Below are 26,222 nucleotides of genomic sequence, written 5' to 3'. Positions count from 1 at the left end.
CATTATTTAATGATAATAATTCTCATTATATTGCCGTGGGATAACAACAGCAATGCTTACGCATAACCATAGCGAAAATAGTGTCGCAGTGTAAGGTTGTTGTGAATATTGAGTTGCAAATATGTCTTCATTTGCTGGCAAGATGAACGATACGATGAGAAAGCCCTCATATTGAGGGCTTGAAGTCACTGTGCAATAAACTGATATTCCGTCTGGCTGGAATACTCTTCGCCTGGGCGTAAGAAACAGTCCGGCTGCGGCCATTCAGGATGGTTCGGGCTGTCCGGCAAAAACTCGCTTTCCAGCGCCAGACCTTGCCAGTCGGCGTAAGGTTCAGTTCCCCGCGAGGGTGTGCCGCCAAGGAAGTTGCCGGAGTAAAATTGCAAAGCCGGAGCGGTGGTGTAGACCTTAAGCTGCAATTTCTCATCTGCTGACCAGACATGCGCTGCCACTTTCTTGCCATCGCCTTTGGCCTGCAACAAGAACGCGTGATCGTAACCTTTCACTTTGCGCTGATCTTCGTCGGCAAGAAACTCACTGGCGATGATTTTGGCGCTGCGGAAATCAAAAGACGTACCGGCAACAGATTTCAGTCCGTCGTGCGGAATACCGCTTTCATCTACCGGCAGATATTCGTCAGCCAGAATCTGCAGCTTGTGATTACGCACGTCAGACTGTTCACCGTCGAGGTTGAAATAGACGTGGTTAGTCATATTCACCGGGCAAGGCTTATCAACCGTGGCGCGATAGGTGATAGAGATACGGTTATCATCGGTCAGACGATACTGCACCGTCGCGCCGAGATTACCCGGAAAGCCCTGATCGCCATCTTCTGAAGTCAGGGCAAACAGCACCTGACGATCGTTCTGATTTACAATCTGCCAGCGACGTTTATCGAATCCTTCCGGGCCGCCGTGTAGCTGGTTGACACCCTGACTTGGCAACAGCGTTACAGTTTCGTCGTCAAAGGTATAACGGCTATTGGCGATACGGTTGGCATAGCGACCAATAGAGGCCCCCAGAAATGCGGCCTGATCCTGATAGCATTCCGGGCTGGCACAGCCGAGCAGCGCCTCGCGGACGCTGCCATCGGAAAGCGGAATACGGGCGGAAAGTAAAGTTGCACCCCAGTCCATCAGCGTGACTACCATCCCTGCGTTGTTACGCAAAGTTAACAGTCGGTACGGCTGACCATCGGGTGCCAGTGCGGGAGTTTCATTCAGCACTGTCCTGCTCCTTGTGATGGTTTACACACGTAAAAAGTCTCTTTAATGCCTGTTTTTGCTTCATATTGTTCAGCAACAGCGTGCTGTACTGCAGGCACCAGTTCTTCCGGGATCAGCGCAACAATACAGCCGCCAAACCCACCACCGGTCATGCGCACGCCCCCTTTGTCGCCAATCACTGCTTTTACGATTTCTACCAGGGTGTCAATTTGCGGTACGGTGATTTCGAAATCATCGCGCATAGAGGCATGAGACTCCGCCATCAACTCACCCATACGTTTCAGGTCGCCTTGCTCCAGCGCGCTGGCAGCTTCAACGGTACGGGCGTTTTCGGTCAGAACGTGACGCACGCGTTTTGCGACGATCGGATCCAGTTCATGCGCTACGGCGTTGAACTCTTCAATGGTGACATCGCGCAGGGCTGGCTGTTGGAAGAAACGCGCACCGGTTTCACACTGTTCACGGCGGGTGTTGTATTCGCTGCCGACCAGAGTGCGTTTGAAGTTACTGTTGATAATCCCCACCGCCACACCTTTCGGCATGGAAACAGCTTTAGTCCCCAGTGAGCGGCAGTCGAGCAATAATGCATGATCTTTCTTGCCCAGAGCGGAAATCAACTGATCCATGATCCCGCAGTTACAGCCCACAAACTGGTTTTCAGCTTCCTGACCGTTAAGCGCGATTTGTGCGCCGTCCAGCGGCAGATGGTAAAGCTGTTGCAATACAGTACCGACTGCGACTTCCAGCGAAGCGGAAGAACTTAACCCGGCACCCTGCGGCACGTTGCCGCTGATCACCATGTCCACGCCACCAAAGCTGTTATTGCGCAGTTGCAGATGTTTCACCACGCCACGGACATAGTTGGCCCATTGGTAGCTGTCATGCGCGACAATGGGCGCATCAAGAGAAAACTCGTCAATCTGATTTTCATAATCGGCAGCCATAACGCGTACTTTGCGATCATCACGCGGCGCACAGCTAATCACCGTTTGATAATCAATCGCGCAGGGCAGAACAAAACCATCGTTGTAGTCGGTGTGTTCACCAATTAGATTCACGCGGCCAGGCGCCTGAATGGTATGAGTGGCAGGGTAGCCAAATGCGTTGGCAAACAGAGATTGTGTTTTTTCTTTCAGACTCATTTCTTACACTCCGGATTCGCGAAAATGGATATCGCTGACTGCACGCAAACGCTCTGCTGCCTGTTCTGCTGTCAGGTCTCGCTGGGTTTCTGCCAGCATTTCATAACCGACCATAAATTTACGCACGGTGGCAGAGCGTAACAGAGGGGGATAAAAGTGCGCGTGCAACTGCCAGTGTTGGTTCTCTTCGCCATTAAACGGCGCACCGTGCCAGCCCATCGAGTAAGGGAAGGAGCACTGGAAAAGATTGTCATAACGACTGGTCAGCTTTTTCAACGCCAGTGCCAGATCGCTGCGCTGGGCGTCGGTCAAATCGGTGATCCGCAGAACATGGGCTTTGGGCAGCAGCAACGTTTCGAACGGCCAGGCAGCCCAGTAAGGCACCACGGCTAACCAGTGTTCGGTTTCAACAACGGTACGGCTACCATCAGCCAGTTCACGCTGGACATAATCCACCAGCATGGGGGATTTCTGTTGGGCGAAATATTCTTTTTGCAGGCGGTCTTCGCGCTCAGCTTCGTTAGGCAGGAAGCTATTTGCCCAAATCTGTCCGTGCGGATGCGGGTTCGAGCAGCCCATTGCCGCCCCTTTGTTTTCAAACACCTGCACCCACGGGTACGTTTTTCCCAGCTCTGCGGTTTGTTCCTGCCAGGTTTTGACGATTTCCGTCAACGCGGCAACGCTTAACTCTGGCAGCGTTTTACTGTGATCCGGTGAAAAGCAGATCACCCGGCTGGTGCCACGTGCGCTCTGGCAACGCATCAGCGGATCGTTGCTTTCTGGTGCATCTGGCGTGTCAGACATCAATGCCGCAAAGTCATTGGTGAAAACGTAAGTCCCGGTGTAATCGGGGTTTTTATCGCCTGTAACCCGCACATTACCTGCGCAGAGGAAGCAATCAGGATCGTGCGCAGGCAACACCTGTTTAGCTGGCGTTTCCTGCGCCCCCTGCCAGGGGCGCTTTGCGCGATGCGGTGAAACCAGAATCCATTGCCCGGTGAGCGGGTTATAGCGGCGATGTGGATGATCAACGGGATTAAATTGCGTCATGGTCGTTCCTTAATCGGGATATCCCTGTGGATGGCGTGACTGCCAGTGCCAGGTGTCCTGCGCCATTTCATCGAGTGTGCGCGTTACGCGCCAGTTCAGTTCGCGGTCGGCTTTGCTGGCATCCGCCCAGTAGGCCGGGAGGTCGCCCGCACGACGCGGTGCAAAATGATAGTTAACCGGCTTTCCGCAGGCTTTACTGAAGGCATTAACCACGTCCAGCACGCTGCTGCCTACGCCTGCACCGAGGTTGTAGATGTGTACGCCTGGCTTGTTCGCCAGTTTTTCCATCGCCACGACGTGACCGTCCGCCAGATCCATTACGTGGATGTAATCGCGAACACCAGTGCCATCTTCGGTCGGATAATCGTTACCAAAAATAGCCAGAGAGTCGCGACGGCCTACAGCAACCTGGGCGATATATGGCATCAGGTTATTCGGAATACCTTGCGGATCTTCGCCCATATCGCCCGACGGATGCGCACCAACCGGGTTGAAGTAGCGCAGCAGAGCAATGCTCCAGTCCGGCTGGGCTTTTTGCAGGTCGGTAAGGATCTGTTCCACCATCAGCTTGCTTTTGCCGTAAGGGCTTTGCGGTGTGCCGGTCGGGAAGCTCTCAACGTAAGGAATTTTGGGTTGATCGCCATAGACGGTGGCGGAGGAGCTGAAGATAAAGTTTTTGACGTTCGCGGCGCGCATGGCGCTAATCAGACGCAGGGTGCCATTGACGTTGTTATCGTAATATTCCAGCGGTTTTTGTACCGACTCGCCAACGGCTTTCAGCCCGGCGAAGTGGATCACGGTATCGATAGCGTGATCGTGCAGGATCTCGGTCATCAACGCTTCGTTGCGAATATCGCCTTCAATAAATGTCGGATGTTTGCCGCCTAAACGCTCGATAACAGGCAGTACACTGCGCTTACTGTTACAGAGGTTATCAAGAATGATGACATCATGACCGTTTTGCAGTAATTGCACACAGGTATGACTTCCAATGTAACCGCTACCACCGGTAACCAGAACTCTCATAATTCGCTCCATCAGGCTTATGGTATGAAATAACCATAGCATAACAAAGATGCGAAAAGTGTGACATGGAATAAATTAGTGGAATCGTTTACACAAGAATTTAGCCATCTTTTATGTGCGATTAAGCGATTATAAAACAGAGAGTTGGTGAATGATTGCGTCTTTTATCTGAAAAAAGAGGTGTTTTCATGCCTGGATGTGTCTAACCGTAGGCCGGATTAGGTGTTTACGCCGCATCCGGCACAGTCAGCATTACAGACTTAGCTTATTTTTGTCAGCGTATAGCGATAGAGGTCGCCATCCGGCACGAACTCCAGCCGATGGGTAATACAGGCTGGTGCATCTTCAGCGTGGTGCGAAACAAACAACAACTGCGTTTCACCTTCGCTAATCAGTATATCCACAAAACGGCGGATAAGCTGGCGATTCAGCGGGTCAAGCCCTTGTAAAGGTTCATCGAGAATAAGCAATGTAGGATGCTTCACCAACGCCCGCACGATTAACGCCAGACGCTGCTGTCCCCAGGAAAGACTATGGAAGGGCGCGTCAGCGGTGCGTTTATCAATGCCGAGAATATCCAGCCACTGTTGCACCAGTTTTTTCTGGCGATCTGAAACGGCCTGATAAATGCCAATGGAATCAAAATAACCAGAAAGGATCACGTTGCGCACGGTAGTACTGACGCGGTAATCCAGATGCAAACTACTGCTGACGTAACCGATATGCTTTTTGATATCCCAGATGGTTTCACCGCTGCCGCGACGCCGTCCGAAAAGCGTCAAATCGTTGCTGTAACCTTGCGGATGATCGCCAGTAATCAGGCTTAATAACGTCGATTTTCCCGCGCCATTTGGCCCGACAATTTGCCAGTGTTCACCAGGATTCACCTGCCAGCTAAGGTTGTTAAGAATAGGGCGATCGTTATAAGAAACCACGCCGTTGTTTAGTACAATTCGTGGTTCGCTGGCGGGTAAGGTGTGACGTGCTGAAGGCTCATCCGGCTCTGGTAGATGCACGCCATCAAGCCGCTCACTGTGTGCCAGTTGGGCGACGAGAGCCTGCCGGAGCAGTTCCTCTTTAGCGCCAGTTTCCGTTAATGTGCAATCCGCCAGCACACCGGCAAACTGGACAAATTCCGGGATCTCATCGAAGCGATTGAGTACCAATACCAGAGTAATCCCTGACTGATGTAACGAAGCGAGTAGTTCTGCCAGTTGCTGACGTGAGGCAACATCAAGACCATCGAACGGTTCATCTAAAATCAGCAAGTCAGGCTCCGACATCAGCGCCTGACACAAAAGGGTTTTGCGCGTTTCGCCAGTAGAAAGATATTTAAAACGTCGGTCGAGGAGAGCGGTAATGCTGAACTGTTGCGCCAGTTGAGCGCAACGCTGAGTATCCTTAACTTCATCCTGAATGATCTCTGCCGTGGTGCGCCCGGTGTCATCTTCGCCAGGGCTGAGCATATCGGTGTTATTACGCAGCCATTCATCGCTGACGAGCTTTTGCAATTGCTCGAAGGAGAGACGAGTGATGTGGGAAAACTGGCTTTGCCGTTCGCCTTTCAATAGCGGAAGTTCACCTGCCAGCGCGCGAGCCAGCGCCGACTTCCCGCTACCGTTAGAACCGACAAACGCCCAACTATCACCCGCGTTTAAATTTAGCTGATGCAATTGCAGCGTTTTTGTGTCGCTAAGACGAAACGTGCCTTGCAAAATTTGCAACGATGACATTTTGTATCCCATTTTGTGCAGCGATTACTGACAGGGATACGTGTTTCATAACAAATTGTCAACACGCTTAACACAGCGTGGCGATAATCACACTGTCGGCGTTAAAGTAAGCCGTGACATTTTGCCCTTGCTTAAGAGATGCGGCTTCATTTACCGGCACCGTGGCGCACAGGGTTTGCCCGTCTGGTAACGCCATTAATACTTCGCACTGTTCCGCGCCGCGCTCAATATGACTAATAATACCCGGTAATTGGTTGTCGGCACCCTGGGCCACCGTGTCATCCTGGGTAATGTTCACCCACGGCGCTTTCAGCAGAATCAACACTTCTTTGCCTTCATCCAGCCCCAGACGCGCGCCACTTTGCGCGGTAATTGCGACTTTTAACCGTGTTTTGCCGTCGGCCAGTAAGACATCAACATGTTGTTGAACGTCATCATGATCGCGTGCGGTGATGGTGCCGAACCATTGGTTACGGGCGCTGGTTTGCAGTGAGAAACGTGAGATAGCTGCCAGCAGGCTGTTCAGCGGCAGGGCGTCATCGTCACTTAACACATCAAAGGCTTTTTGCTGGATCTGGGCGAGAAGATCGTAAAGCTGAATCAGCCGCTGACCATAGCGGGTCAGTACCGCACCGCCGCCGCCTTTTCCACCCGTTGCACGCTCAACCAGCGTATGCTCACTTAACTGATTCATCTCGTTAATGGCATCCCAGGCGCTTTTATAGCTGATACCGGCATCTTTTGCCCCCTGGCTGATGGAACCGGAAAGCGCGATGTGCTTTAGTAGCGAAATGCGGCGTGGGTCGGCAAAGAGCTTTTGTTGAAGCTTAAGAGTGAGAAGGATTTCGGCCTGCATAACAATGTCCTGGCAAAAGTCTTATTGTGACGGAAAATGAGCGCCACGCAAAGCTGACCGCACAAAAGGGGAGTGCTTTTCTGTGCTTAGCGGTTAGAATAATGACAGGACTATATCTGGAGTTGACCATGTTAGAGTTATTAAAAAGTCTGGTATTCGCCGTAATCATGGTACCTGTCGTGATGGCCATCATCCTGGGTCTGATTTACGGTCTTGGTGAAGTATTCAACATCTTTTCTGGTGTTGGTAAAAAAGACCAGCCCGGACAAAATCATTGATTCCATGAATGCCCGCTCAGTCGGGCATTTTCTTTTTCCTCAACTTCCTGCTTTTCCTGCCGATATTTTTTCTAACTACCTCTCAAAGGTTAACAATAACTGCTGGGAAAATTCTGAACTTGCCGTTATATTGACGCCTACATAACGTTAAATAAAGGGGTTACAAATGGCTCGTAAATGGTTAAACCTGTTTGCCGGGGCGGCGCTCTCTTTCACCGTTGCTGGCAACGCGTTGGCGGATGAAGGGAAAATCACGGTTTTTGCTGCAGCATCACTGACCAACGCGATGCAGGATATCGCCACACAGTATAAAAAAGAGAAGGGCGTGGATGTCGTTTCTTCTTTTGCCTCTTCTTCTACCTTAGCTCGTCAGATTGAAGCTGGCGCACCAGCGGATCTGTTTATTTCTGCCGATCAGAAATGGATGGATTATGCAATTGATAAAAAAGGGATTGATACCGCCACGCGTCAGACATTGCTCGGCAATAGCCTGGTCGTTGTAGCACCGAAAACCAGCGAGCAGAAAGAGTTCACCATCGATAGCAAAACTAACTGGACCACTTTACTGAATGGCGGTCGCCTGGCTGTTGGTGATCCGGAACATGTTCCGGCTGGCATTTATGCGAAAGAAGCTCTGCAAAAACTGGGCGCATGGGATACCCTCTCCCCGAAACTGGCTCCGGCAGAAGATGTTCGCGGGGCACTGGCGCTGGTTGAACGCAATGAAGCACCGCTGGGCATTGTTTACGGTTCTGACGCGGTTGCCAGCAAAGGGGTAAAAGTGGTTGCTACCTTCCCGGAAGATTCGCATAAAAAAGTGGAATATCCGGTTGCTGTCGTGGAAGGGCATAACAATGCGACAGTGAAAGCATTTTACGATTATCTGAAGGGACCGCAGGCAGCGGAAATCTTTAAACGTTACGGATTTACAACTAAGTAATGATACTGACCGATCCAGAATGGCAGGCAGTTTTATTAAGCCTGAAAGTTTCTTCCCTGGCTGTGCTGTTTAGCCTGCCGTTTGGGATCTTTTTTGCCTGGTTACTGGTGCGCTGCACGTTTCCGGGCAAAGCTCTGCTCGACAGTGTACTGCATCTACCTCTGGTGTTACCGCCAGTGGTCGTCGGTTACTTGCTGTTAGTTTCGATGGGGCGGCGCGGATTTATCGGTGAACGTCTGTATGACTGGTTTGGCATTACCTTCGCGTTTAGCTGGCGTGGCGCAGTCCTCGCTGCCGCAGTCATGTCTTTTCCACTGATGGTGCGGGCGATTCGTCTGGCGCTGGAAGGGGTTGATGTCAAACTGGAACAGGCCGCAAGAACGCTGGGGGCCGGGCGTTGGCGCGTTTTCTTTACTATTACCTTACCGCTGACGTTGCCGGGAATTATCGTCGGTACGGTACTGGCTTTCGCACGTTCGCTCGGTGAATTTGGCGCCACCATCACCTTTGTTTCGAACATTCCTGGCGAAACGCGGACCATTCCTTCTGCCATGTATACCCTGATCCAGACTCCTGGCGGCGAAAGCGGCGCGGCAAGACTTTGTATTATCTCTATTGCGCTGGCGATGATCTCCCTGCTGATCTCGGAATGGCTGGCCAGAATCAGTCGTGAACGGGCGGGGCGTTAATCATGCTGGAATTGAATTTTTCCCAGACTTTGGGCAACCATTGCCTGACCATTAATGAAAAGCTGCCAGCTAATGGCATCACCGCTATCTTTGGTGTTTCCGGTGCGGGAAAAACCTCGCTAATTAACGCTATCAGTGGGCTGACTCGTCCGCAAAAAGGGCGAATTGTCCTCAATGGTCGGGTATTAAATGATGCCGAAAAAGGTATCTGCCTGACGCCGGAAAAGCGTCGCGTTGGCTATGTTTTTCAGGATGCGCGGCTGTTTCCGCATTACAAAGTGCGTGGCAATCTGCGCTATGGCATGGCGAAAAGCATGGTCGATCAGTTCGACAAACTGGTGGCGCTTTTAGGTATTGACCCCTTGCTTGACCGCTTACCGGGCAGTCTTTCCGGGGGCGAAAAACAGCGCGTGGCGATTGGTCGGGCCTTGCTGACGGCTCCGGAATTACTGTTACTGGATGAACCGCTGGCGTCGCTGGATATTCCGCGTAAACGCGAACTGTTGCCTTATTTGCAACGTTTGACGCGGGAAATCAACATTCCAATGCTCTATGTCAGCCATTCACTGGATGAGATCCTTCATCTGGCAGACCGGGTTATGGTGCTGGAAAACGGTCAGGTGAAAGCCTTTGGTGCACTGGAAGACGTCTGGGGCAGTAGCGTGATGAATCCGTGGCTGCCGAAAGAGCAACAAAGCAGCATTCTGAAAGTGACGGTACTGGAGCATCACCCGCATTATGCGATGACCGCGCTGGCGCTGGGCGATCAGCATTTGTGGGTTAATAAGCTGGACGAACCGCTGCAAGCCGCGCTACGTATTCGCATTCAGGCATCCGATGTCTCTCTGGTTTTACAACCACCGCAGCAAACCAGCATCCGCAACGTGTTGCGCGCAAAAGTGGTCAACAGTTATGACGATAACGGTCAGGTGGAAGTCGAACTGGAAGTCGGCGGTAAAACGCTGTGGGCGCGTATTAGCCCGTGGGCCAGGGACGAACTGGCAATCAGACCGGGTCTGTGGCTGTACGCGCAAATTAAAAGTGTGTCGATAACTGCCTGATTAAATCAGGTGGCTATAAATGAACTGGGCAATGCTGTCAGTGGTATTGTCACCAATCACAATGTTGGCGCGAGCTTTTACCGCGTCATCAGCATTGCCCATTGCCACACCTGTGCCAGCAGCTTCCAGCATACTGATATCATTAAAGTTATCGCCAAATGCAATCACGTTTTCCATTGACCAGCCTTGTGCTTCAATCCATTTCGTCAGACGTTTGCCTTTACTATTACCGCCGCGCGCAATATCAACCTGATCGTGCCAGGACCATTCACACTCCAACCCCAACTCGTGTTCAACATGTTTACCAAAATGCTGCAATTGCGGCAGATCATCGTGCGTCAGAGCGAATTTCCACACCGCATTAACTTCTTGTGCCGTCTCGGCCAGTGAGGCGACCTGGGTAAAAGTCGGACGTTGTTCCGGTGGCAGTGTCTGTGCCCAGTTAGAGGTACGAATAACATGCCCGGTCGGGTGCTCATAAACCATCGCATCATCCACATACATCAGACCGTGAATGTGGTGTTCATTCAACATCTCAATGAGTTGCAAGGCCTTGTTGACGGGCATTGGGTCAGCTTCCAACACAGTTTTTGCATGATAATCATACAAATAGGTGCCATTACAGCAAATAGCAGGTGTATCCAGCGCCAGTGCCTGATAAAAAGGGTGGATAGCGACGTGATGGCGACCCGTGACGATAATCAATTGATAGCCAGCCTCGCGAGCGCGGGCAAGTGCTTCTATTGATGAAGGAAGTAGGGTCTTTTTCGGGGTCAATAAGGTGCCGTCTAAGTCGAGAGCAATCACGCGTGTGGTCATGGCGTTTTCCAGATTAAGGTTAAGAATTTTCGTTTAAGTGAATGGTACACCGATACCACTATCGGACAAAATTCTGCGCTTTAATTCAGCATTCACCGCCAAAAGCGACTAATTTTAGCTGTTACAGTCAGTTGCTAAATGCAAAGGAGCATTCATGAAGCAAACCGTTTATATCGCCAGCCCTGAGAGTCAGCAAATTCACGTCTGGAACCTGGATCATGAAGGCGCACTGACGCTGACACAGGTTGTTGATGTCCCGGGACAGGTGCAGCCGATGGTGGTCAGCCCGGATAAGCGTTATCTCTATGTTGGCGTTCGTCCGGAGTTTCGCGTACTGGCGTATCGCATTGCACCAGACGATGGCGCACTGACATTCGCCGCAGAGTCGGCGTTGCCGGGTAGCCCGACCCATATTTCCACCGATCATCAGGGACAATTTGTTTTTGTCGGCTCTTACAACGCAGGCAATGTAAGCGTAACGCGTCTGGAAGATGGCCTGCCAGTGGGCGTGGTCGATGTGGTTGAGGGACTGGACGGCTGCCATTCCGCCAATATTTCGCCGGATAACCGCACGCTGTGGGTTCCGGCATTAAAGCAGGATCGTATTTGCCTGTTTACGGTCAGCGATGACGGTCATCTGGTGGCGCAGGATCCGGCAGAAGTGACTACCGTCGAAGGTGCCGGCCCACGTCATATGGTGTTCCATCCAAACGAACAATATGCTTATTGTGTCAATGAATTAAACAGCTCAGTTGATGTCTGGGAACTGAAAGATCCGCACGGCAATATCGAATGTGTACAGACCCTGGATATGATGCCGGAAAACTTTTCCGACACCCGTTGGGCGGCTGATATTCATATCACTCCGGATGGTCGACATTTATATGCTTGTGACCGTACCGCCAGCCTGATTACCGTCTTCAGCGTCTCGGAAGATGGCAGTGTGTTAAGTAAAGAGGGCTTCCAGCCAACTGAAACCCAGCCGCGCGGCTTTAACGTCGATCACAGCGGCAAGTACCTGATTGCTGCCGGACAAAAATCTCACCACATCTCAGTGTACGAAATTGTCGGTGAGCAGGGGCTGCTGCATGAAAAAGGTCGCTATGCGGTCGGACAGGGGCCAATGTGGGTAGTGGTGAACGCACACTAACCGTTGACTTACCCGGCGCTGAATCTATTGCGCCGGGCGTATTAACTCATCTCCTGTAACGCATGTCTCTGGCGTTCGACGATATTGGTCCACAAATTGTCTTTATCGTCAGTCCACAAATTAATCAGTAAGGCAAAAAAGCGTTCTGCCGCTGGAGAAAGTACGGCATCTTTGCGGCGAATAATCCCCAATGTCCGACGAATAACCGGTTCCACCAGCGGAATACCGATGATAGAAGAATAGGGCGCATGGGGCATTGCCAGACCAGGAAGCGCCGAAATCCCCAACCCCGCCTCAACCAGTCCTAATGACGTCGAAAGATGACGCACTTCGTAAAACCAGTCCAGCTTCCAGGGCTTGTCGGCCAGTTTTTGCTCAATCAGCAGTCGGTTGCCGCTGGAGGAGCGTACACCAATCATTTTGTAACCCGCCAGTTCCTGCCATTCCACTAGCTGCTTTTTGGCTAATGGATGGTCACGCCGACAGGCCAGCACGAACGGCTCGTTGACCAGTGGGGTAAAATCAATGGATGAATTTGTGATGTTGTTCATGTTTATGCCAAAGTCAGACTCGTTACATAGCACCGACTCCATGCAATTATTCGTGCCTTGTTCCAGAATCCGCACTTTAATATTGGGATATAGCTCATTAAATTTGCCGATCGCCAACGGTAAAAAATAGAACACCGCGGTTGGAATACACGCTAATGTCACCATTCCTCGATGATGAGCATTCATGCCACGAATATTAAAAAGAGTTTCATCAAATTTATTTATTAATCCCCGAGCCTCTGGTAGCAGCATTTTTCCCGCTTTTGTTAAAGTAACCTTGCGAGTTGTACGCTCAAAGAGCTGGATATGTAAATCCTCTTCCATCTTTTTTATTCTGCGTGTTAATGCAGGTTGCGTAATATTAAGTAATTTAGCGGCGTTGTTAAATGAACTGGACTCTGCCAGCGTGACAAACGCCTTCATACTTGATAATTCATGCTTCATTACTACTCCGAAAAATGGAACCTGTGCTTTTTAGTAATTTACAGTTAAGCAGTTTAACTGCAATTTAATTACTTAAATTAATGAAAAAATGTTATTAATCGTTGAGCTAAAGTCATTAGAGATGCTTTGCCCTTAATGTGACCATATCGCAATAAGTTATGTTTTTAAATTGAGGGCATTATTATGAAAAAAATACCCTGCGTGATGATGCGAGGTGGAACCTCGAGGGGGGCGTTCCTGTTAGCGGAACATTTACCCGAAGATCAAACGCAGCGCGATAAAATATTGATGGCAATTATGGGTTCCGGGAATGATCTGGAAATTGACGGTATCGGCGGCGGTAATCCGCTGACCAGTAAAGTCGCCATTATTAGCCGTTCCAGCGATTCGCGTGCTGATGTCGATTATTTGTTTGCACAGGTAATCGTCCATGAGCAGCGTGTCGATACTACGCCTAACTGCGGCAATATGTTGTCTGGCGTTGGGGCATTCGCGATTGAAAATGGTTTGATCACTGCAACGTCACCGGTTACTCGCGTGCGTATCCGCAACGTCAATACTGACACACTCATCGAAGCTGATGTGCAAACGCCAAATGGTGTCGTCGAGTACGAAGGTAGCGCCAGAATTGACGGCGTGCCAGGAACTGCCGCACCGGTCGCGCTCACTTTCCTGAATGCCGCAGGGACGAAAACTGGAAAAGTTTTCCCGACGGATAAACCGATTGATTATTTTGACGATGTTCCGGTGACCTGTATCGATATGGCCATGCCGGTGGTCATTATTCCTGCTGAATATCTTGGAAAAACAGGCTATGAATTGCCTGTGGAATTAGATGCTGATAAAGCATTATTAGCCCGTGTTGAATCTATCCGTCTGCAAGCCGGTAAAGCAATGGGGTTAGGAGATGTCAGTAATATGGTAATTCCTAAACCCGTGCTTATTTCCCCAGCGCAGAAAGGCGGTGCGATTAATGTACGTTATTTTATGCCGCATTCTTGTCATCGCGCGCTGGCGATAACCGGAGCTATTGCCATATCCAGTAGCTGTGCGCTGGAAGGCACGGTCACCCGGCAAATTGTTCCTTCAGTGGGTTACGGCAATATCAATATTGAACACCCCAGTGGTGCGCTTGACGTTCATTTAAGTAATGAAGGTCAGGATGCCACAACGTTACGTGCATCTGTTATTCGGACGACCAGAAAAATATTTTCCGGTGAAGTTTATCTTCCCTGAAAAATTTCTTTGTCGTGATAAGGACAATCAATAAAGGAATTCTGTATTAATAATACAGAAAGTGCAGGATATTAAATGAATAAAAAATCATTATGGAAGCTAATTCTGATATTAGCGATCCCGTGTATTATTGGCTTTATGCCAGCCCCGGCAGGATTAAGTGAACTGGCGTGGGTGCTTTTTGGTATTTATCTGGCAGCAATTGTAGGGCTGGTCATCAAGCCTTTCCCGGAACCTGTCGTGCTGTTAATTGCGGTTGCTGCCTCGATGGTGGTGGTGGGTAACTTATCTGGTGGAGAGTTCAAAACCACCGCCGTACTAAGTGGATACTCTTCCGGTACAACCTGGCTGGTATTCTCTGCGTTCACCTTAAGCGCCGCGTTTGTTACCACCGGCTTAGGTAAACGTATCGCTTATCTGCTGATTGGTAAAATTGGTAGCACTACCCTGGGACTGGGTTACGTTACCGTATTCCTCGATCTGGTACTGGCTCCGGCAACACCGTCTAACACCGCGCGTGCTGGCGGTATCGTATTGCCGATTATCAACAGCGTGGCGGTGGCTCTGGGTTCTGAACCGGAAAAAAGCCCGCGTCGTGTTGGGCATTACCTGATGATGTCCATTTACATGGTCACCAAAACCACCAGCTATATGTTCTTTACCGCAATGGCGGGGAACATCCTGGCGCTGAAAATGATCAACGACATTCTGCACCTGCAAATTAGCTGGGGTGGGTGGGCGCTGGCTGCCGGTTTGCCTGGCATCATTATGCTGCTGGTCACTCCACTGGTGATTTACACCATGTATCCACCAGAAATCAAAAAAGTGGATAACAAAACCATCGCCAAAGCGGGTCTTTCTGAACTGGGGCCGATGAAAATTCGCGAAAAAATGCTGCTCGGTGTATTTGTGCTGGCGCTGCTGGGGTGGATTTTCAGTAAGACTCTTGGGGTTGATGAATCTACCGTGGCTATTGTTGTTATGGCGACCATGCTGCTGCTGGGTATTGTGACCTGGGAAGACGTGGTTAAAAATAAAGGCGGCTGGAATACCTTAATCTGGTACGGCGGTATTATCGGCTTAAGCTCACTATTATCGAAAGTAAAATTCTTTGAATGGTTAGCCGAAGTCTTTAAAAATAATCTGGCATTTGATGGTCACGGTAACGTTGCCTTCTTCGTGATTATTTTCCTTAGCATCATTGTGCGTTATTTCTTCGCTTCCGGTAGTGCCTATATCGTAGCTATGTTACCGGTATTTGCCATGCTGGCGAATGTCTCCGGTGCACCGTTAATGTTAACCGCGTTGGCTCTGCTGTTCTCCAACTCCTACGGCGGCATGGTCACTCACTATGGCGGCGCGGCAGGTCCGGTCATCTTCGGCGTGGGTTACAACGATATTAAATCCTGGTGGTTGGTCGGTGCGGTACTGACGATATTAACTTTCCTGGTACATATCACCCTCGGTGTATGGTGGTGGAATATGCTGATCGGCTGGAACATGCTGTAAATATTCTCAAATATCCCTTCATTATCTTTCTGCGCACTTTACGGTGCGCAGATATCTGGAGTCTCTGATGATCAAGTTGTCTGAAAAAGGCGTGTTTCTCGCCAGTAATAACGAAATAATTGCCGAAGAATATTTCACTGGCGAAATAAAAAAAGAAGAAGCCAAAAAAGGCACGATTTCCTGGTCTATTCTCTCTTCCCATAATACGTCAGGAAATATGGACAAACTTAAAATTAAGTTTGATTCATTGGCCTCACACGATATTACCTTTGTCGGGATTATTCAGACCGCCAAAGCCTCCGGGATGGAGCGTTTTCCGCTGCCGTATGTGCTGACCAATTGCCATAACTCATTGTGTGCAGTGGGTGGCACTATTAATGGCGATGACCATATTTTTGGTTTATCGGCAGCTCAGCGTTATGGCGGCATTTTTGTGCCTCCGCACATTGCGGTAATCCATCAATATATGCGTGAGATGATGGCAGGCGGCGGAAAAATGATCCTCGGGTCAGACAGCCATACCCGCTACGGTGCGTTAGGTACGATGGCGGTTGGTGAAGGCGGCGGCGAGCTGGTTAAGCAACTGCTGAATGACACCTGGGATATCGACTATCCGGGCGTAGTAGCGATACATCTGACCGGCAAACCAGCCCCCTATGTCGGGCCGCAGGATGTGGCGCTGGCGATTATCGGCGCGGTGTTCAAAAACGGTTATGTCAAAAACAAAGTGATGGAGTTCGTGGGGCCGGGTGTTGCGGCTCTCTCTACCGATTTCCGTAACAGCATTGACGTGATGACCACTGAAACCACCTGTTTAAGCTCCGTCTGGCAAACTGATGACGAAGTGCATAACTGGCTGGCGCTGCACGGTCGCGGTGAGGATTACAGCCAGCTTAATCCACAGCCAATGGCTTATTACGACGGCTGTATTAGCGTTGATTTAAGCGCCATCAAGCCAATGATTGCGCTGCCATTCCATCCGAGCAACGTCTATGAAATTGACACGCTGAACCAGAATCTGACTGACATTCTGCGTGAGATTGAAATTGAGTCCGAACGCGTAGCGCATGGTAAAGCCAAACTCTCGCTGCTGGATAAAGTGGAAAATGGTCGCCTGAAAGTGCAGCAGGGGATTATTGCGGGTTGCTCTGGCGGTAACTATGAAAACGTCATCGCCGCAGCAAATGCGCTGCGCGGTCAATCTTGTGGCAACGACACTTTCTCGCTGGCGGTTTACCCGTCATCACAGCCGGTGTTTATGGATTTAGCCAAAAAAGGCGTAGTGGCGGATTTGATTGGCGCAGGCGCAATCATCAGAACCGCATTCTGCGGCCCATGTTTTGGCGCGGGTGATACGCCAATCAACAACGGTTTGAGTATTCGCCACACCACGCGTAACTTCCCGAACCGTGAAGGCTCTAAGCCAGCCAATGGCCAAATGTCAGCGGTGGCGTTGATGGACGCTCGTTCTATCGCCGCAACTGCCGCAAACGGTGGGTACTTAACTTCTGCCAGCGAACTCGACTGCTGGGGCAACGTGCCGGAGTACGCCTTCGATGTAACTCCGTATAAAAACCGTGTTTATCAGGGCTTTGTGAAAGGGGCGACTCAGCAACCGCTGATCTACGGGCCGAACATCAAAGACTGGCCAGAATTAGGTGCGCTGACTGACAATATCGTCCTTAAAGTGTGTTCGAAGATCCTCGACGAAGTGACCACTACCGACGAATTGATTCCTTCCGGTGAAACCTCTTCGTATCGTTCAAATCCGATTGGTCTGGCGGAGTTTACTTTGTCACGCCGCGATCCGGGTTATGTCGGCAGAAGTAAAGCCACTGCCGAGCTGGAAAATAAACGTCTGGCGGGGAACATCAGCGAGCTGGCAGAGGTGTTTGCGCGCATTAAGCAGATTGCTGGTCAGGAGCATATTGATCCGCTGCAAACTGAAATTGGCAGTATGGTCTATGCGGTGAAACCAGGCGATGGTTCTGCGCGTGAACAGGCGGCGAGTTGTCAGCGTGTGATTGGCGGTCTGGCGAATATTGCTGAGGAATATGCGACTAAACGTTACCGTTCTAACGTCATCAACTGGGGGATGTTACCGCTGCAAATGGTGGAAGTGCCGAGCTTTGACGTGGGGGATTACATTTATATTCCAGGCATTAAATCGGCGCTGGATAATCCCGGTACGACGTTCAAAGGTTACGTGATCCATGAAGATGTGCCAGTAACAGAAATTACACTCTATATGGAGAACCTGACTGCCGAAGAGCGCGAAATTATCAAGGCGGGGAGTTTGATTAACTTCAATAAAAACCGTCAGATGTAAAAAGCGTCATGTGAATGTAGGCCGCATCCGGCACTTATTGTCGGATGCGATGCTTGCGCATCTTATCCGACCTACGAATCGCATTGAACCGTAGGCCGGATAAGGCGTTTACGCCGCATCCGGCACTTATTGTCGGATGCGATGCTGGTGCATCTTATCCGACCTACAAATCGCATTGAACCGTAGGCCGGATAAGGCGTTTACGCCGCATCCGGCACTTATTGTCGGATGCGATGCTTGCGCATCTTATCCGACCTACGAATCGCATTGAACCTGTAGGCCGGATAAGGCGTTTACGCCGCATCCGGCACTTATTGTCGGATGCGATGCTGGTGCATCTTATCCGACCTACGAATCGCATTGAACCGTAGGCCGGATAAGGCGTTTACGCCGCATCCGGCACTTATTGTCGGATGCGATGCTTGTGCATCTTATCCGACCTACAAATCGCATTGAACCGTAGGCCGGATAAGGCGTTTACGCCGCATCCGGCACTTATTGTCGGATGCTTGCGCATCTTATCCGACCTACGAATCGCATTGAACCGTAGGCCGGATAAGGCGTTTACGCCGCATCCGGCACTTATTGTCGGATGCGATGCTGGTGCATCTTATCCGACCTACGAATCGCATCGAACCTGTAGGCCGGATAAGGCGTTTACGCCGCATCCGGCACTTATTGTCGGATGCGATGCTTGCGCATCTTATCCGACCTACGAATCGCATTGAACCGTAGGCCGGATAAGGCGTTTACGCCGCATCCGGCACTTATTGTCGGATGCGATGCTTGCGCATCTTATCCGACCTACGAATCGCATCGAACCTGTAGGCCGGATAAGGCGTTTACGCCGCATCCGGCCAATAGTTAACAGCGCTTACTTCTTCGCCTCTGCAACCACTTTGCTACCCACGCCGCGGTTATTGTATTCCCACATACGGTTGTAGTTTGTGTCATTCAGATTGCGCTGCACTTCGTCATCATCATCAACGCTGCCGGTGTTACCCGCAAACGGACGATTAGAGATCACCGCATCGGCCCACGGTTTGACAGTGTTGAAGCCTTCGTTGATCACACTGTCACGGATTACCACCTGACCGTTGGTATTGGCATCAACATCCAGCGAGCGGCCTAATTGCGCGACACCATCACCAGAAGCATTGAAACGGCTGTTTACCGCGAGGAAACCGTAATAGATGTTAGACAGCGTCGCCGGTGCAAAAACATACGCTTCCTGCTGGGTACGAGAGTTCACCACGCGGAATTCGGTGTTATCGAACACCACTGCGCCACGACCGGAAACGATATCCACATCCCCTTCAATGTAGCTATTTGTCACCAGTGTACGCGGCTGGCGATTGGTTTCCAGACGGTTCTGCACACCGCTGTTGGTGACAAAGAAGGTATTCTGACGACCGAGAATATTGACGTTATTGATCTGCACTTTATCGCCATCGGTACGCAGCGCCACCGCCGGATGATTACCCGCATCTACGCTATCGCCCAGGGTGTTTTCGATGGTCAGATTTTGCAGTTGCAGACCATTGTTTTGCGACCAGAAGACCGCAGAACACAGTACACCGATACTGTCGCTGCGTTTGCTCTGGCAGCTATCGTACATATACCACGCTGGTTTACCTGGCATATATTTGCCGCGTGGGTTGACGTCGTGACGCCAGTCGGCAGGACTCATTCCACCATCAAGGGAAAGCCCAATTTTGACATCAATCGGTTTTTCACCCGTACCGTACAAAGTGATTCCACCCGGAGCTGCAGGAACGTAAACCGTGCCTTCATACTCACCTGGCAGCACGGCAATATACTGGCGCTTATTGGTGCGCTTGATAATTGCCGCATCCACCGCAGCCTGAATGGTCGTGTGCGTCACACCTTGTGTACCCGCTGGTCCAACAACAAAGTCAGGTTGCGCGGGCAGGGTAATCGGTGAAGGGTTCCACGCTGCAGCACCTGGCGTCAGTGAGGAGAAATAGTGCTGCGCATCGAAATTCTGCGCTTCTTTTGCCGACAGAATCGGGCGAGAAGACGTACCAGGCGCGGTTTGATCAGAAGGACGTTGATCGGGCGGTGTTGAGCTACAGGCGGTCAGCGTCACGCCAAAAGCCAGTGCCAGCGCCAGACGGGAAACTGAAAATGTGTTCACAGGTTGCTCCGGGCTTTGAAATGGAAAAATGAATCCGTTGAAGCCTGCTTTTTTATACTAACTTTAGCGAAACGGGAAGGTAAAAAGACAAAAAGTTGTTTTTAATACCTTTAAGTGATGCCAGATGGTATCGCGCCATCTGGCAGAGTATTTAACTGAACATCGCGGTAATCGAGGCACTTGCCAGAGAGTGGAAATGGACGTTAAAGCCGACCATCGCGCCGCTGGCACCTTCATCGACATCAATACGTTCTACATCCAGTGCGTGAACGGTAAAAATGTAGCGATGGGTTTCGCCTTTCGGTGGCGCAGCGCCATCGTATCCGGTTTTACCAAAATCGGTACGCGTCTGCAAAACACCGTCTGGTATAGCCACCAGATCAGAGCCAAACCCTTGCGGCAATACGCGGGTATCGGCAGGCAAGTTAACAACTACCCAGTGCCACCAGCCAGAACCCGTTGGCGCATCCGGATCGTAACAGGTGACAACAAAACTTTTGGTTCCCGCAGGAACGTCGTCCCACGCCAGGTGCGGCGAAATATTATCGCCATCGTAGCCCATGCCATTAAAGACATGACGATGCGGTAACTTATCGCCATCGCGCAGATCATTACTGATGAGTTTCATGAACCCTCCTTTCTTGTTTGCAGAAAGTGTAGCCAGAAACACTCACGCTGACTTCTCGTTATTGGCAAAAAAATGTTTCATCCTGCACCGCTCGGTTAACGGCTGCCGTCAGGCGCTGTAACTGTTCCGGGCGAATAATATAGGGTGGCATCAGGTAGATAAGTTTGCCAAATGGCCGGATCCATACCCCCTGTTCGACGAAGAATTTTTGCAGAGCCGCCATATTTACCGGGCGTGTGGTTTCGACCACACCAATAGCCCCCAGCACGCGGACATCGGCAACCATTTCGGCGTCACGGGCGGGTGTGAGTTGCTCGCGTAGTTGTGCTTCAATAGCCGCTACCTGCTGCTGCCAGTCGCCAGATTCGATAATCGTCAGGCTGGCGTTTGCTGCTGCGCAGGCCAGCGGATTACCCATAAAAGTTGGCCCATGCATAAAGCAGCCAGCTTCGCCGTTACTGATGGTTTCCGCAACCAGGCGCGTAGTGAGTGTGGCGGAAAGCGTCATTGTGCCGCCCGTTAAGGCTTTGCCGAGACATAAAATATCCGGTGCGATACCCGCATGTTCGCAGGCAAAAAGTTTGCCGGTACGGCCAAAACCGGTGGCAATTTCGTCAGCAATCAGCAAGATACCTTCGCGATCGCACATTTTGCGGATTCGTTTTAACCACTCCGGATGGTACATACGCATCCCGCCTGCGCCCTGAACAATAGGTTCAATGATTACGGCAGCGATTTCATGACGATGCGCCGCCATTAGCCGCGCGAAGCCCACCATATCGCGCTCATCCCATTCGCCGTCCATACGGCTTTGCGGGGCGGGAGCAAACAAGTTTTCCGGCAGGTAGCCTTTCCACAGGCTGTGCATTGAGTTGTCCGGATCGCACACCGACATCGCGCCAAAAGTATCGCCATGATAACCATTGCGGAAGGTCAGAAAACGCTGGCGCGTTTCGCCTTTGGCCTGCCAGTACTGCAACGCCATCTTCATCGCCACTTCTACCGCCACGGAACCGGAGTCCGCGAGAAAAACGCACTCCAGCGATTCCGGCGTCATTGCCACCAGTTTGCGGCACAGCTCAATGGCTGGCGCATGGGTAATACCGCCAAACATCACGTGTGACATGGCATCAATTTGCGATTTCATCGCGGCATTGAGCTGTGGGTGATTGTAGCCGTGGATCGCCGCCCACCAGGAAGACATACCGTCAACCAGGCGTCTGGCGTCAGACAAAATCAGTTCGCAACCTTCTGCGCTCGCCACTGGATAAACCGGTAGTGGGGAGGTCATGGATGTGTACGGGTGCCAGATATGGCGTTGGTCAAAGGCAAGATCATCCGTTGTCATAATCGACTTGTAAACCAAATTGAAAAGTTTTAGGTTTACAAGTCTACACCGAATTAACAACAAAAAACACGTTTTGGAGAAGCCCCATGGCTCACCGCCCACGCTGGACATTGTCGCAAGTCACAGAATTATTTGAAAAACCATTACTGGATCTGCTGTTCGAAGCGCAGCAGGTTCACCGTCAGCATTTCGATCCTCGCCAGGTACAGGTCAGCACTTTGCTGTCGATTAAAACCGGCGCTTGTCCGGAAGATTGCAAATACTGCCCGCAAAGCTCTCGCTATAAAACCGGTCTGGAAGCTGAGCGGTTGATGGAAGTCGAACAGGTACTGGAATCAGCGCGCAAAGCGAAAGCGGCTGGCTCGACGCGCTTCTGCATGGGCGCGGCGTGGAAAAATCCGCACGAGCGCGATATGCCGTACCTGGAACAAATGGTGCAGGGGGTAAAAGCGATGGGCCTGGAAGCGTGTATGACGCTGGGCACGTTGAGCGAATCCCAGGCGCAGCGCCTCGCGAATGCCGGGCTGGATTACTACAACCACAACCTTGATACCTCGCCGGAGTTTTACGGCAACATCATCACTACACGCACTTATCAGGAGCGTCTTGATACGCTGGAAAAAGTGCGCGAAGCCGGGATCAAAGTCTGTTCTGGCGGCATTGTTGGTTTAGGTGAAACGGTGAAAGATCGCGCCGGATTATTGCTACAACTGGCGAATCTGCCGACGCCACCGGAAAGTGTGCCGATCAACATGCTGGTGAAGGTGAAAGGCACGCCGCTGGCAGATAACGATGATGTCGATGCCTTTGATTTTATTCGTACCATTGCAGTGGCGCGGATCATGATGCCGACCTCATATGTGCGTCTTTCTGCCGGACGCGAGCAGATGAATGAACAGACTCAGGCGATGTGCTTTATGGCTGGGGCTAACTCGATTTTCTACGGCTGCAAATTGCTGACCACGCCGAATCCGGAAGAAGATAAAGACCTGCAACTGTTCCGCAAACTGGGGCTGAATCCGCAACAAACCGCCGTTCTGGCGGGCGATAACGAACAACAGCAGCGTCTGGAGCAGGCGCTGATGACCCCGGACACTGACGAATACTACAACGCGGCAGCCCTATGACCTGGCAGGAGAAAATCGACGCGGCGCTTGATGCGCGGCGCGAAGCTGATGCCCTGCGTCGTCGCTATCCGGTGGCGCAGGGAGCCGGACGCTGGCTGGTGGCAGATGGTCGCCAGTATCTGAACTTTTCCAGTAACGATTACCTCGGTTTGAGCCATCATCCGCACATCATCCGCGCCTGGCAGCAGGGCGCGGAACAATTTGGTGTCGGTAGCGGCGGTTCCGGGCATGTCAGCGGTTATAGCGTGGTGCATCAGGCGCTGGAAGAAGAACTGGCGGAGTGGCTGGGCTATTCGCGGGCGCTACTGTTTATCTCCGGTTTCGCTGCCAATCAGGCGGTCATTGCCGCGATGATGACGAAAGAGGATCGCATCGTTGCCGACCGTCTTAGTCATGCTTCGTTGCTGGAGGCTGCCAGTTTAAGTCCGGCGCAGCTTCGCCGTTTTAGCCATAACGATGTCACTCATCTGACGCGTCTGCTTACAGCCTCCTGTCCGGGGCAGCAACTGGTGGTGACAGAAGGCGTGTTTAGCATGGACGGTGATAGCGCGCCGTTGGCAGAAATCCAGCAAGTAGCGCAACAGCACAACGCCTGGTTAATGGTCGACGATGCCCACGGGACGGGCGTTATCGGTGAGCAGGGGCGCGGCAGTTGCTGGCAGCAAAAGATGAAACCAGAATTGTTGGTGGTGACTTTTGGCAAAGGATTTGGCGTCAGTGGGGCGGCGGTACTTTGCTCCGATAGCGTGGCAGATTATCTGTTGCAGTTTGCCCGCCATCTTATCTACAGCACCAGTATGCCGCCCGCTCAGGCGCAGGCATTACGTGCATCGCTGGCGGTGATTCGTAGCGAAGAGGGTGACGCACGGCGGGAAAAACTGGCGGATCTGATTGCACGTTTTCGTAGTGGAGTACAGGGTTCGCCATTTACTCTCGCGGACTCATGCAGTGCCATCCAGCCATTAATCGTTGGTGATAACGCTCGCGCGCTACGCCTGGCAGAAAACCTGCGTCAGCAAGGTTGCTGGGTGACGGCGATTCGCCCGCCAACCGTACCCGCTGGCACCGCGCGGCTGCGCCTGACTTTAACCGCAGGGCATGAAATACCGGATATCGACCGTCTGCTGGAGGTGCTGCATGGCAACGGTTAATAAGCAGGCCATTGCGGCGGCATTTGGTCGGGCAGCCTCACAGTATGAGCAATACGCAGAGTTGCAGCGCCAGAGTGCCGACGCCTTACTGGCAATGCTCCCGCAACGCCAGTACGCCCGGGTGCTGGACGCTGGTTGCGGGCCTGGCTGGATGAGCCGCCGCTGGCGTGAACGTAGCGCACAGGTGACGGCACTGGATCTCTCTCCGCTTATGCTTGTACAGGCACGTCAGCAGGATGCCGCACATCATTACCTGACGGGGGATATCGAATCCTTACCGCTGGCGAACACGACGTTTGATCTCGCGTGGAGCAACCTTGCCGTGCAATGGTGCGCTGAATTATCTACGGCATTACGCGAGCTTTATCGGGTAGTGTGTCCTGGCGGAATTGTGGCGTTTACCACCCTGGCACAAGGCTCATTACCAGAGCTACATCAGGCATGGCAGGCTGTAGACGCACGCCCCCACGCTAATCACTTTTTACCGCCAGCAGAAATTGAACGGGCGTTGAAAGGTTTTCGTCATCAATACAATATTCAACCCATTACGCTGTGGTTTGATGACGCACTCAGCGCCATGCGTTCACTGAAAGGTATTGGTGCAACGCATCTTCACGAAGGGCGCGACCAGCGAGTATTAACACGTTCACAGTTACAGCGATTGCAACTGGCCTGGCCGCAACAACAGGGGCGATACCCTCTGACTTATCATCTTTTTTTGGGAGTGATTACTCGTGAGTAAACGCTTTTTTGTTACCGGGACGGACACCGAAGTGGGGAAAACCGTTGCCAGTTGTGCGCTTTTACAGGCCGCTAAGGCTGCAGGTTACCGGACAGCAGGTTATAAACCGGTGGCCTCCGGCAGCGAAATGACTGCAGAAGGTTTACGTAACAGCGACGCGCTGGCGTTACAGCGCAACAGCAGCTTGTACCTGGATTACGCCACGGTAAATCCTTACACCTTCGCTGAACCTACTTCGCCACATATCATCAGCGCGGAAGAGGGGAGACCGATTGAGCCGAAGGTAATGAGCGCCGGATTACGCGCGCTGGAGCAACAGGCTGACTGGGTGTTAGTGGAAGGTGCTGGTGGCTGGTTTACGCCGCTTTCTGCTACTTTCACTTTTGCCGATTGGGTGAAGAGCGAACAACTGCCGGTGATTCTGGTCGTTGGGATAAAACTGGGCTGCATTAATCACGCGATGCTGACAGCACAGGCAGTACAGCAGGCTGGACTCACTCTCGCAGGCTGGGTGGCAAACGATGTCACGCCGCCAGGCAAACGGCATGTCGAATATATGGCCACTCTCACACGAATGATTCCTGCACCGCTGCTGGGGGAAATCCCCTGGCTTGAGGAAAATCCAGAAAGTGCGTTAACCGGAAGATATATCACTCTCACTTCACTGAAGTAGCAAAAAATTGGTTGAATTGCGAGCGAGCTGGCGTTTTCAGTCGTCCGTAATTTAACCAATCAAAGGCTAAAAAAATCGCGAAAAAATTTTTACCCCTGCATTATACGATTAGTATGGGAATTGCCCAAGCGGCTGGACATAGGGGCTGCAGGCAGTTATCCACTATTCCTGTGGATAACCATGTGCATTAGAGTTAGAAAACGTAATGTAAGCGAGAGAATACGCGGCCTGCACGCAAATTGGCGCTAAAGACGGCTTAAAGAAATATATGTTATTTTTTAATTGGTTAGATAAATGCAATGGCTGTCAGGAAAGTGTCATCTCCTGCAATAAATCCGTCATCAGCCATCTTGACA

General features: G+C 51.4%; 23 protein-coding genes. 12 read left to right on the top strand and 11 right to left on the bottom strand.

The genetic code is table 11. The features are described 5' to 3' along the window. Positions 1-185: 185 nt before the first annotated feature. The 6 genes from galM to modE form a co-directional block, all read right to left on the bottom strand. On the bottom strand, positions 186-1,226 hold the full coding sequence (gene galM, locus A9587_RS04460; RefSeq protein ID WP_000931379.1) for a galactose-1-epimerase: 1,041 nt from the start codon (positions 1,224-1,226) through the stop codon (positions 186-188). Next, on the bottom strand, positions 1,220-2,368 hold the full coding sequence (galK, locus tag A9587_RS04455; protein WP_105281898.1) for a galactokinase: 1,149 nt from the start codon (positions 2,366-2,368) through the stop codon (positions 1,220-1,222). Before galK ends, galM begins: the two co-directional genes overlap by 7 nt. Before the next feature lie 3 nt (positions 2,369-2,371). After that, positions 2,372-3,418 carry a galactose-1-phosphate uridylyltransferase gene (gene galT, locus A9587_RS04450; protein WP_000191515.1) on the bottom strand — a complete coding sequence of 349 codons (1,047 nt, stop codon included), beginning with the start codon at positions 3,416-3,418 and terminating at the stop codon, positions 2,372-2,374. A gap of 9 nt (positions 3,419-3,427) precedes the next feature. Then, positions 3,428-4,444: a UDP-glucose 4-epimerase GalE gene (galE, locus tag A9587_RS04445; RefSeq protein ID WP_001516015.1), complete on the bottom strand. Its 1,017-nt coding sequence runs from the start codon at positions 4,442-4,444 to the stop codon at positions 3,428-3,430. Positions 4,445-4,704: 260 nt separating this feature from the next. Continuing rightward, positions 4,705-6,177 carry a molybdate ABC transporter ATP-binding protein ModF gene (modF, locus tag A9587_RS04440; protein WP_105263963.1) on the bottom strand — a complete coding sequence of 491 codons (1,473 nt, stop codon included), beginning with the start codon at positions 6,175-6,177 and terminating at the stop codon, positions 4,705-4,707. 67 nt (positions 6,178-6,244) lie between these two features. After that, on the bottom strand, positions 6,245-7,033 hold the full coding sequence (gene modE / locus A9587_RS04435) for a molybdenum-dependent transcriptional regulator (protein ID WP_001147452.1): 789 nt from the start codon (positions 7,031-7,033) through the stop codon (positions 6,245-6,247). Between the two features lie 128 nt (positions 7,034-7,161). Between modE and acrZ the strand changes: the two genes are divergently transcribed. The 4 genes from acrZ (at position 7,162) to modC (ending at position 10,001) form a co-directional block, all read left to right on the top strand. Continuing rightward, positions 7,162-7,311 carry a multidrug efflux pump accessory protein AcrZ gene (acrZ, locus tag A9587_RS04430; protein WP_000891515.1) on the top strand — a complete coding sequence of 50 codons (150 nt, stop codon included), beginning with the start codon at positions 7,162-7,164 and terminating at the stop codon, positions 7,309-7,311. 166 nt (positions 7,312-7,477) lie between these two features. Beyond that, on the top strand, positions 7,478-8,251 hold the full coding sequence (gene modA / locus A9587_RS04420) for a molybdate ABC transporter substrate-binding protein (protein WP_001516017.1): 774 nt from the start codon (positions 7,478-7,480) through the stop codon (positions 8,249-8,251). Continuing rightward, positions 8,251-8,940, top strand: a complete 690-nt coding sequence (modB, locus tag A9587_RS04415) for a molybdate ABC transporter permease subunit (RefSeq protein ID WP_000604034.1) — start codon at positions 8,251-8,253, stop codon at positions 8,938-8,940. Before modA ends, modB begins: the two co-directional genes overlap by 1 nt. A 2-nt stretch (positions 8,941-8,942) precedes the next feature. Continuing rightward, positions 8,943-10,001, top strand: coding sequence for a molybdenum ABC transporter ATP-binding protein ModC (modC, locus tag A9587_RS04410; RefSeq protein ID WP_105263964.1), 1,059 nt, complete (start codon positions 8,943-8,945; stop codon positions 9,999-10,001). Here the strand turns inward: modC and ybhA are convergent, their stop codons facing one another. Continuing rightward, on the bottom strand, positions 10,002-10,820 hold the full coding sequence (ybhA, locus tag A9587_RS04405) for a bifunctional pyridoxal phosphate/fructose-1,6-bisphosphate phosphatase (RefSeq protein ID WP_000213424.1): 819 nt from the start codon (positions 10,818-10,820) through the stop codon (positions 10,002-10,004). A gap of 154 nt (positions 10,821-10,974) precedes the next feature. Between ybhA and pgl the strand changes: the two genes are divergently transcribed. Continuing rightward, positions 10,975-11,970 (top strand): 6-phosphogluconolactonase, encoded by a 996-nt coding sequence (pgl, locus tag A9587_RS04400; RefSeq protein ID WP_016248496.1) that lies wholly within the window; start codon positions 10,975-10,977, stop codon positions 11,968-11,970. 41 nt (positions 11,971-12,011) lie between these two features. Here the strand turns inward: pgl and A9587_RS04395 are convergent, their stop codons facing one another. Beyond that, positions 12,012-12,965: a LysR family transcriptional regulator gene (locus tag A9587_RS04395; protein WP_001516019.1), complete on the bottom strand. Its 954-nt coding sequence runs from the start codon at positions 12,963-12,965 to the stop codon at positions 12,012-12,014. Between the two features lie 183 nt (positions 12,966-13,148). Here A9587_RS04395 and A9587_RS04390 point away from each other — a divergent pair, with 183 nt between their 5' ends. The 3 genes from A9587_RS04390 (at position 13,149) to A9587_RS04380 (ending at position 18,039) form a co-directional block, all read left to right on the top strand. Further along, positions 13,149-14,201: a 4-oxalomesaconate tautomerase gene (locus tag A9587_RS04390; RefSeq protein WP_001516020.1), complete on the top strand. Its 1,053-nt coding sequence runs from the start codon at positions 13,149-13,151 to the stop codon at positions 14,199-14,201. Positions 14,202-14,276: 75 nt separating this feature from the next. Then, positions 14,277-15,710 (top strand): anion permease, encoded by a 1,434-nt coding sequence (locus tag A9587_RS04385; protein WP_001036492.1) that lies wholly within the window; start codon positions 14,277-14,279, stop codon positions 15,708-15,710. 67 nt (positions 15,711-15,777) lie between these two features. After that, complete coding sequence (locus tag A9587_RS04380) at positions 15,778-18,039, top strand: hydratase (protein ID WP_105263965.1); 2,262 nt, start codon at positions 15,778-15,780, stop codon at positions 18,037-18,039. Positions 18,040-18,913: 874 nt separating this feature from the next. Here the strand turns inward: A9587_RS04380 and A9587_RS04375 are convergent. The 3 genes from A9587_RS04375 to bioA all read right to left on the bottom strand — a co-directional run bounded on the left by A9587_RS04375 (position 18,914) and on the right by bioA (position 22,173). Then, positions 18,914-20,197, bottom strand: a complete 1,284-nt coding sequence (locus A9587_RS04375; protein ID WP_001091591.1) for a putative acyl-CoA thioester hydrolase — start codon at positions 20,195-20,197, stop codon at positions 18,914-18,916. A gap of 151 nt (positions 20,198-20,348) precedes the next feature. Further along, on the bottom strand, positions 20,349-20,825 hold the full coding sequence (locus A9587_RS04370) for a kinase inhibitor (RefSeq protein WP_001516024.1): 477 nt from the start codon (positions 20,823-20,825) through the stop codon (positions 20,349-20,351). Between the two features lie 58 nt (positions 20,826-20,883). Next, on the bottom strand, positions 20,884-22,173 hold the full coding sequence (bioA, locus tag A9587_RS04365; RefSeq protein WP_001516025.1) for an adenosylmethionine--8-amino-7-oxononanoate transaminase: 1,290 nt from the start codon (positions 22,171-22,173) through the stop codon (positions 20,884-20,886). Positions 22,174-22,259: 86 nt separating this feature from the next. Here bioA and bioB point away from each other — a divergent pair, with 86 nt between their 5' ends. Genes bioB through bioD form a run of 4 tightly spaced genes read left to right on the top strand, consistent with a single transcriptional unit; the run spans position 22,260 to position 25,866 of the window. Next, positions 22,260-23,300, top strand: coding sequence for a biotin synthase BioB (gene bioB, locus A9587_RS04360; protein ID WP_000951218.1), 1,041 nt, complete (start codon positions 22,260-22,262; stop codon positions 23,298-23,300). Continuing rightward, positions 23,297-24,451, top strand: a complete 1,155-nt coding sequence (bioF, locus tag A9587_RS04355; protein WP_000220206.1) for an 8-amino-7-oxononanoate synthase — start codon at positions 23,297-23,299, stop codon at positions 24,449-24,451. The genes bioB and bioF overlap by 4 nt, the downstream gene beginning before the upstream one ends. Further along, on the top strand, positions 24,438-25,193 hold the full coding sequence (gene bioC / locus A9587_RS04350) for a malonyl-ACP O-methyltransferase BioC (RefSeq protein ID WP_105263410.1): 756 nt from the start codon (positions 24,438-24,440) through the stop codon (positions 25,191-25,193). Before bioF ends, bioC begins: the two co-directional genes overlap by 14 nt. After that, the gene (bioD, locus tag A9587_RS04345; protein ID WP_105263409.1) at positions 25,186-25,866 is read left to right on the top strand and encodes a dethiobiotin synthase; all 681 of its coding nucleotides are present in this window, start codon (positions 25,186-25,188) and stop codon (positions 25,864-25,866) included. Before bioC ends, bioD begins: the two co-directional genes overlap by 8 nt. The last annotated feature ends 356 nt before the right edge of the window (positions 25,867-26,222 follow it).

Source organism: Escherichia sp. MOD1-EC6162 (assembly GCF_002965125.1).
Lineage (GTDB): Bacteria > Pseudomonadota > Gammaproteobacteria > Enterobacterales > Enterobacteriaceae > Escherichia > Escherichia marmotae.
This window is presented reverse-complemented; position numbering and strand designations above follow the sequence as displayed.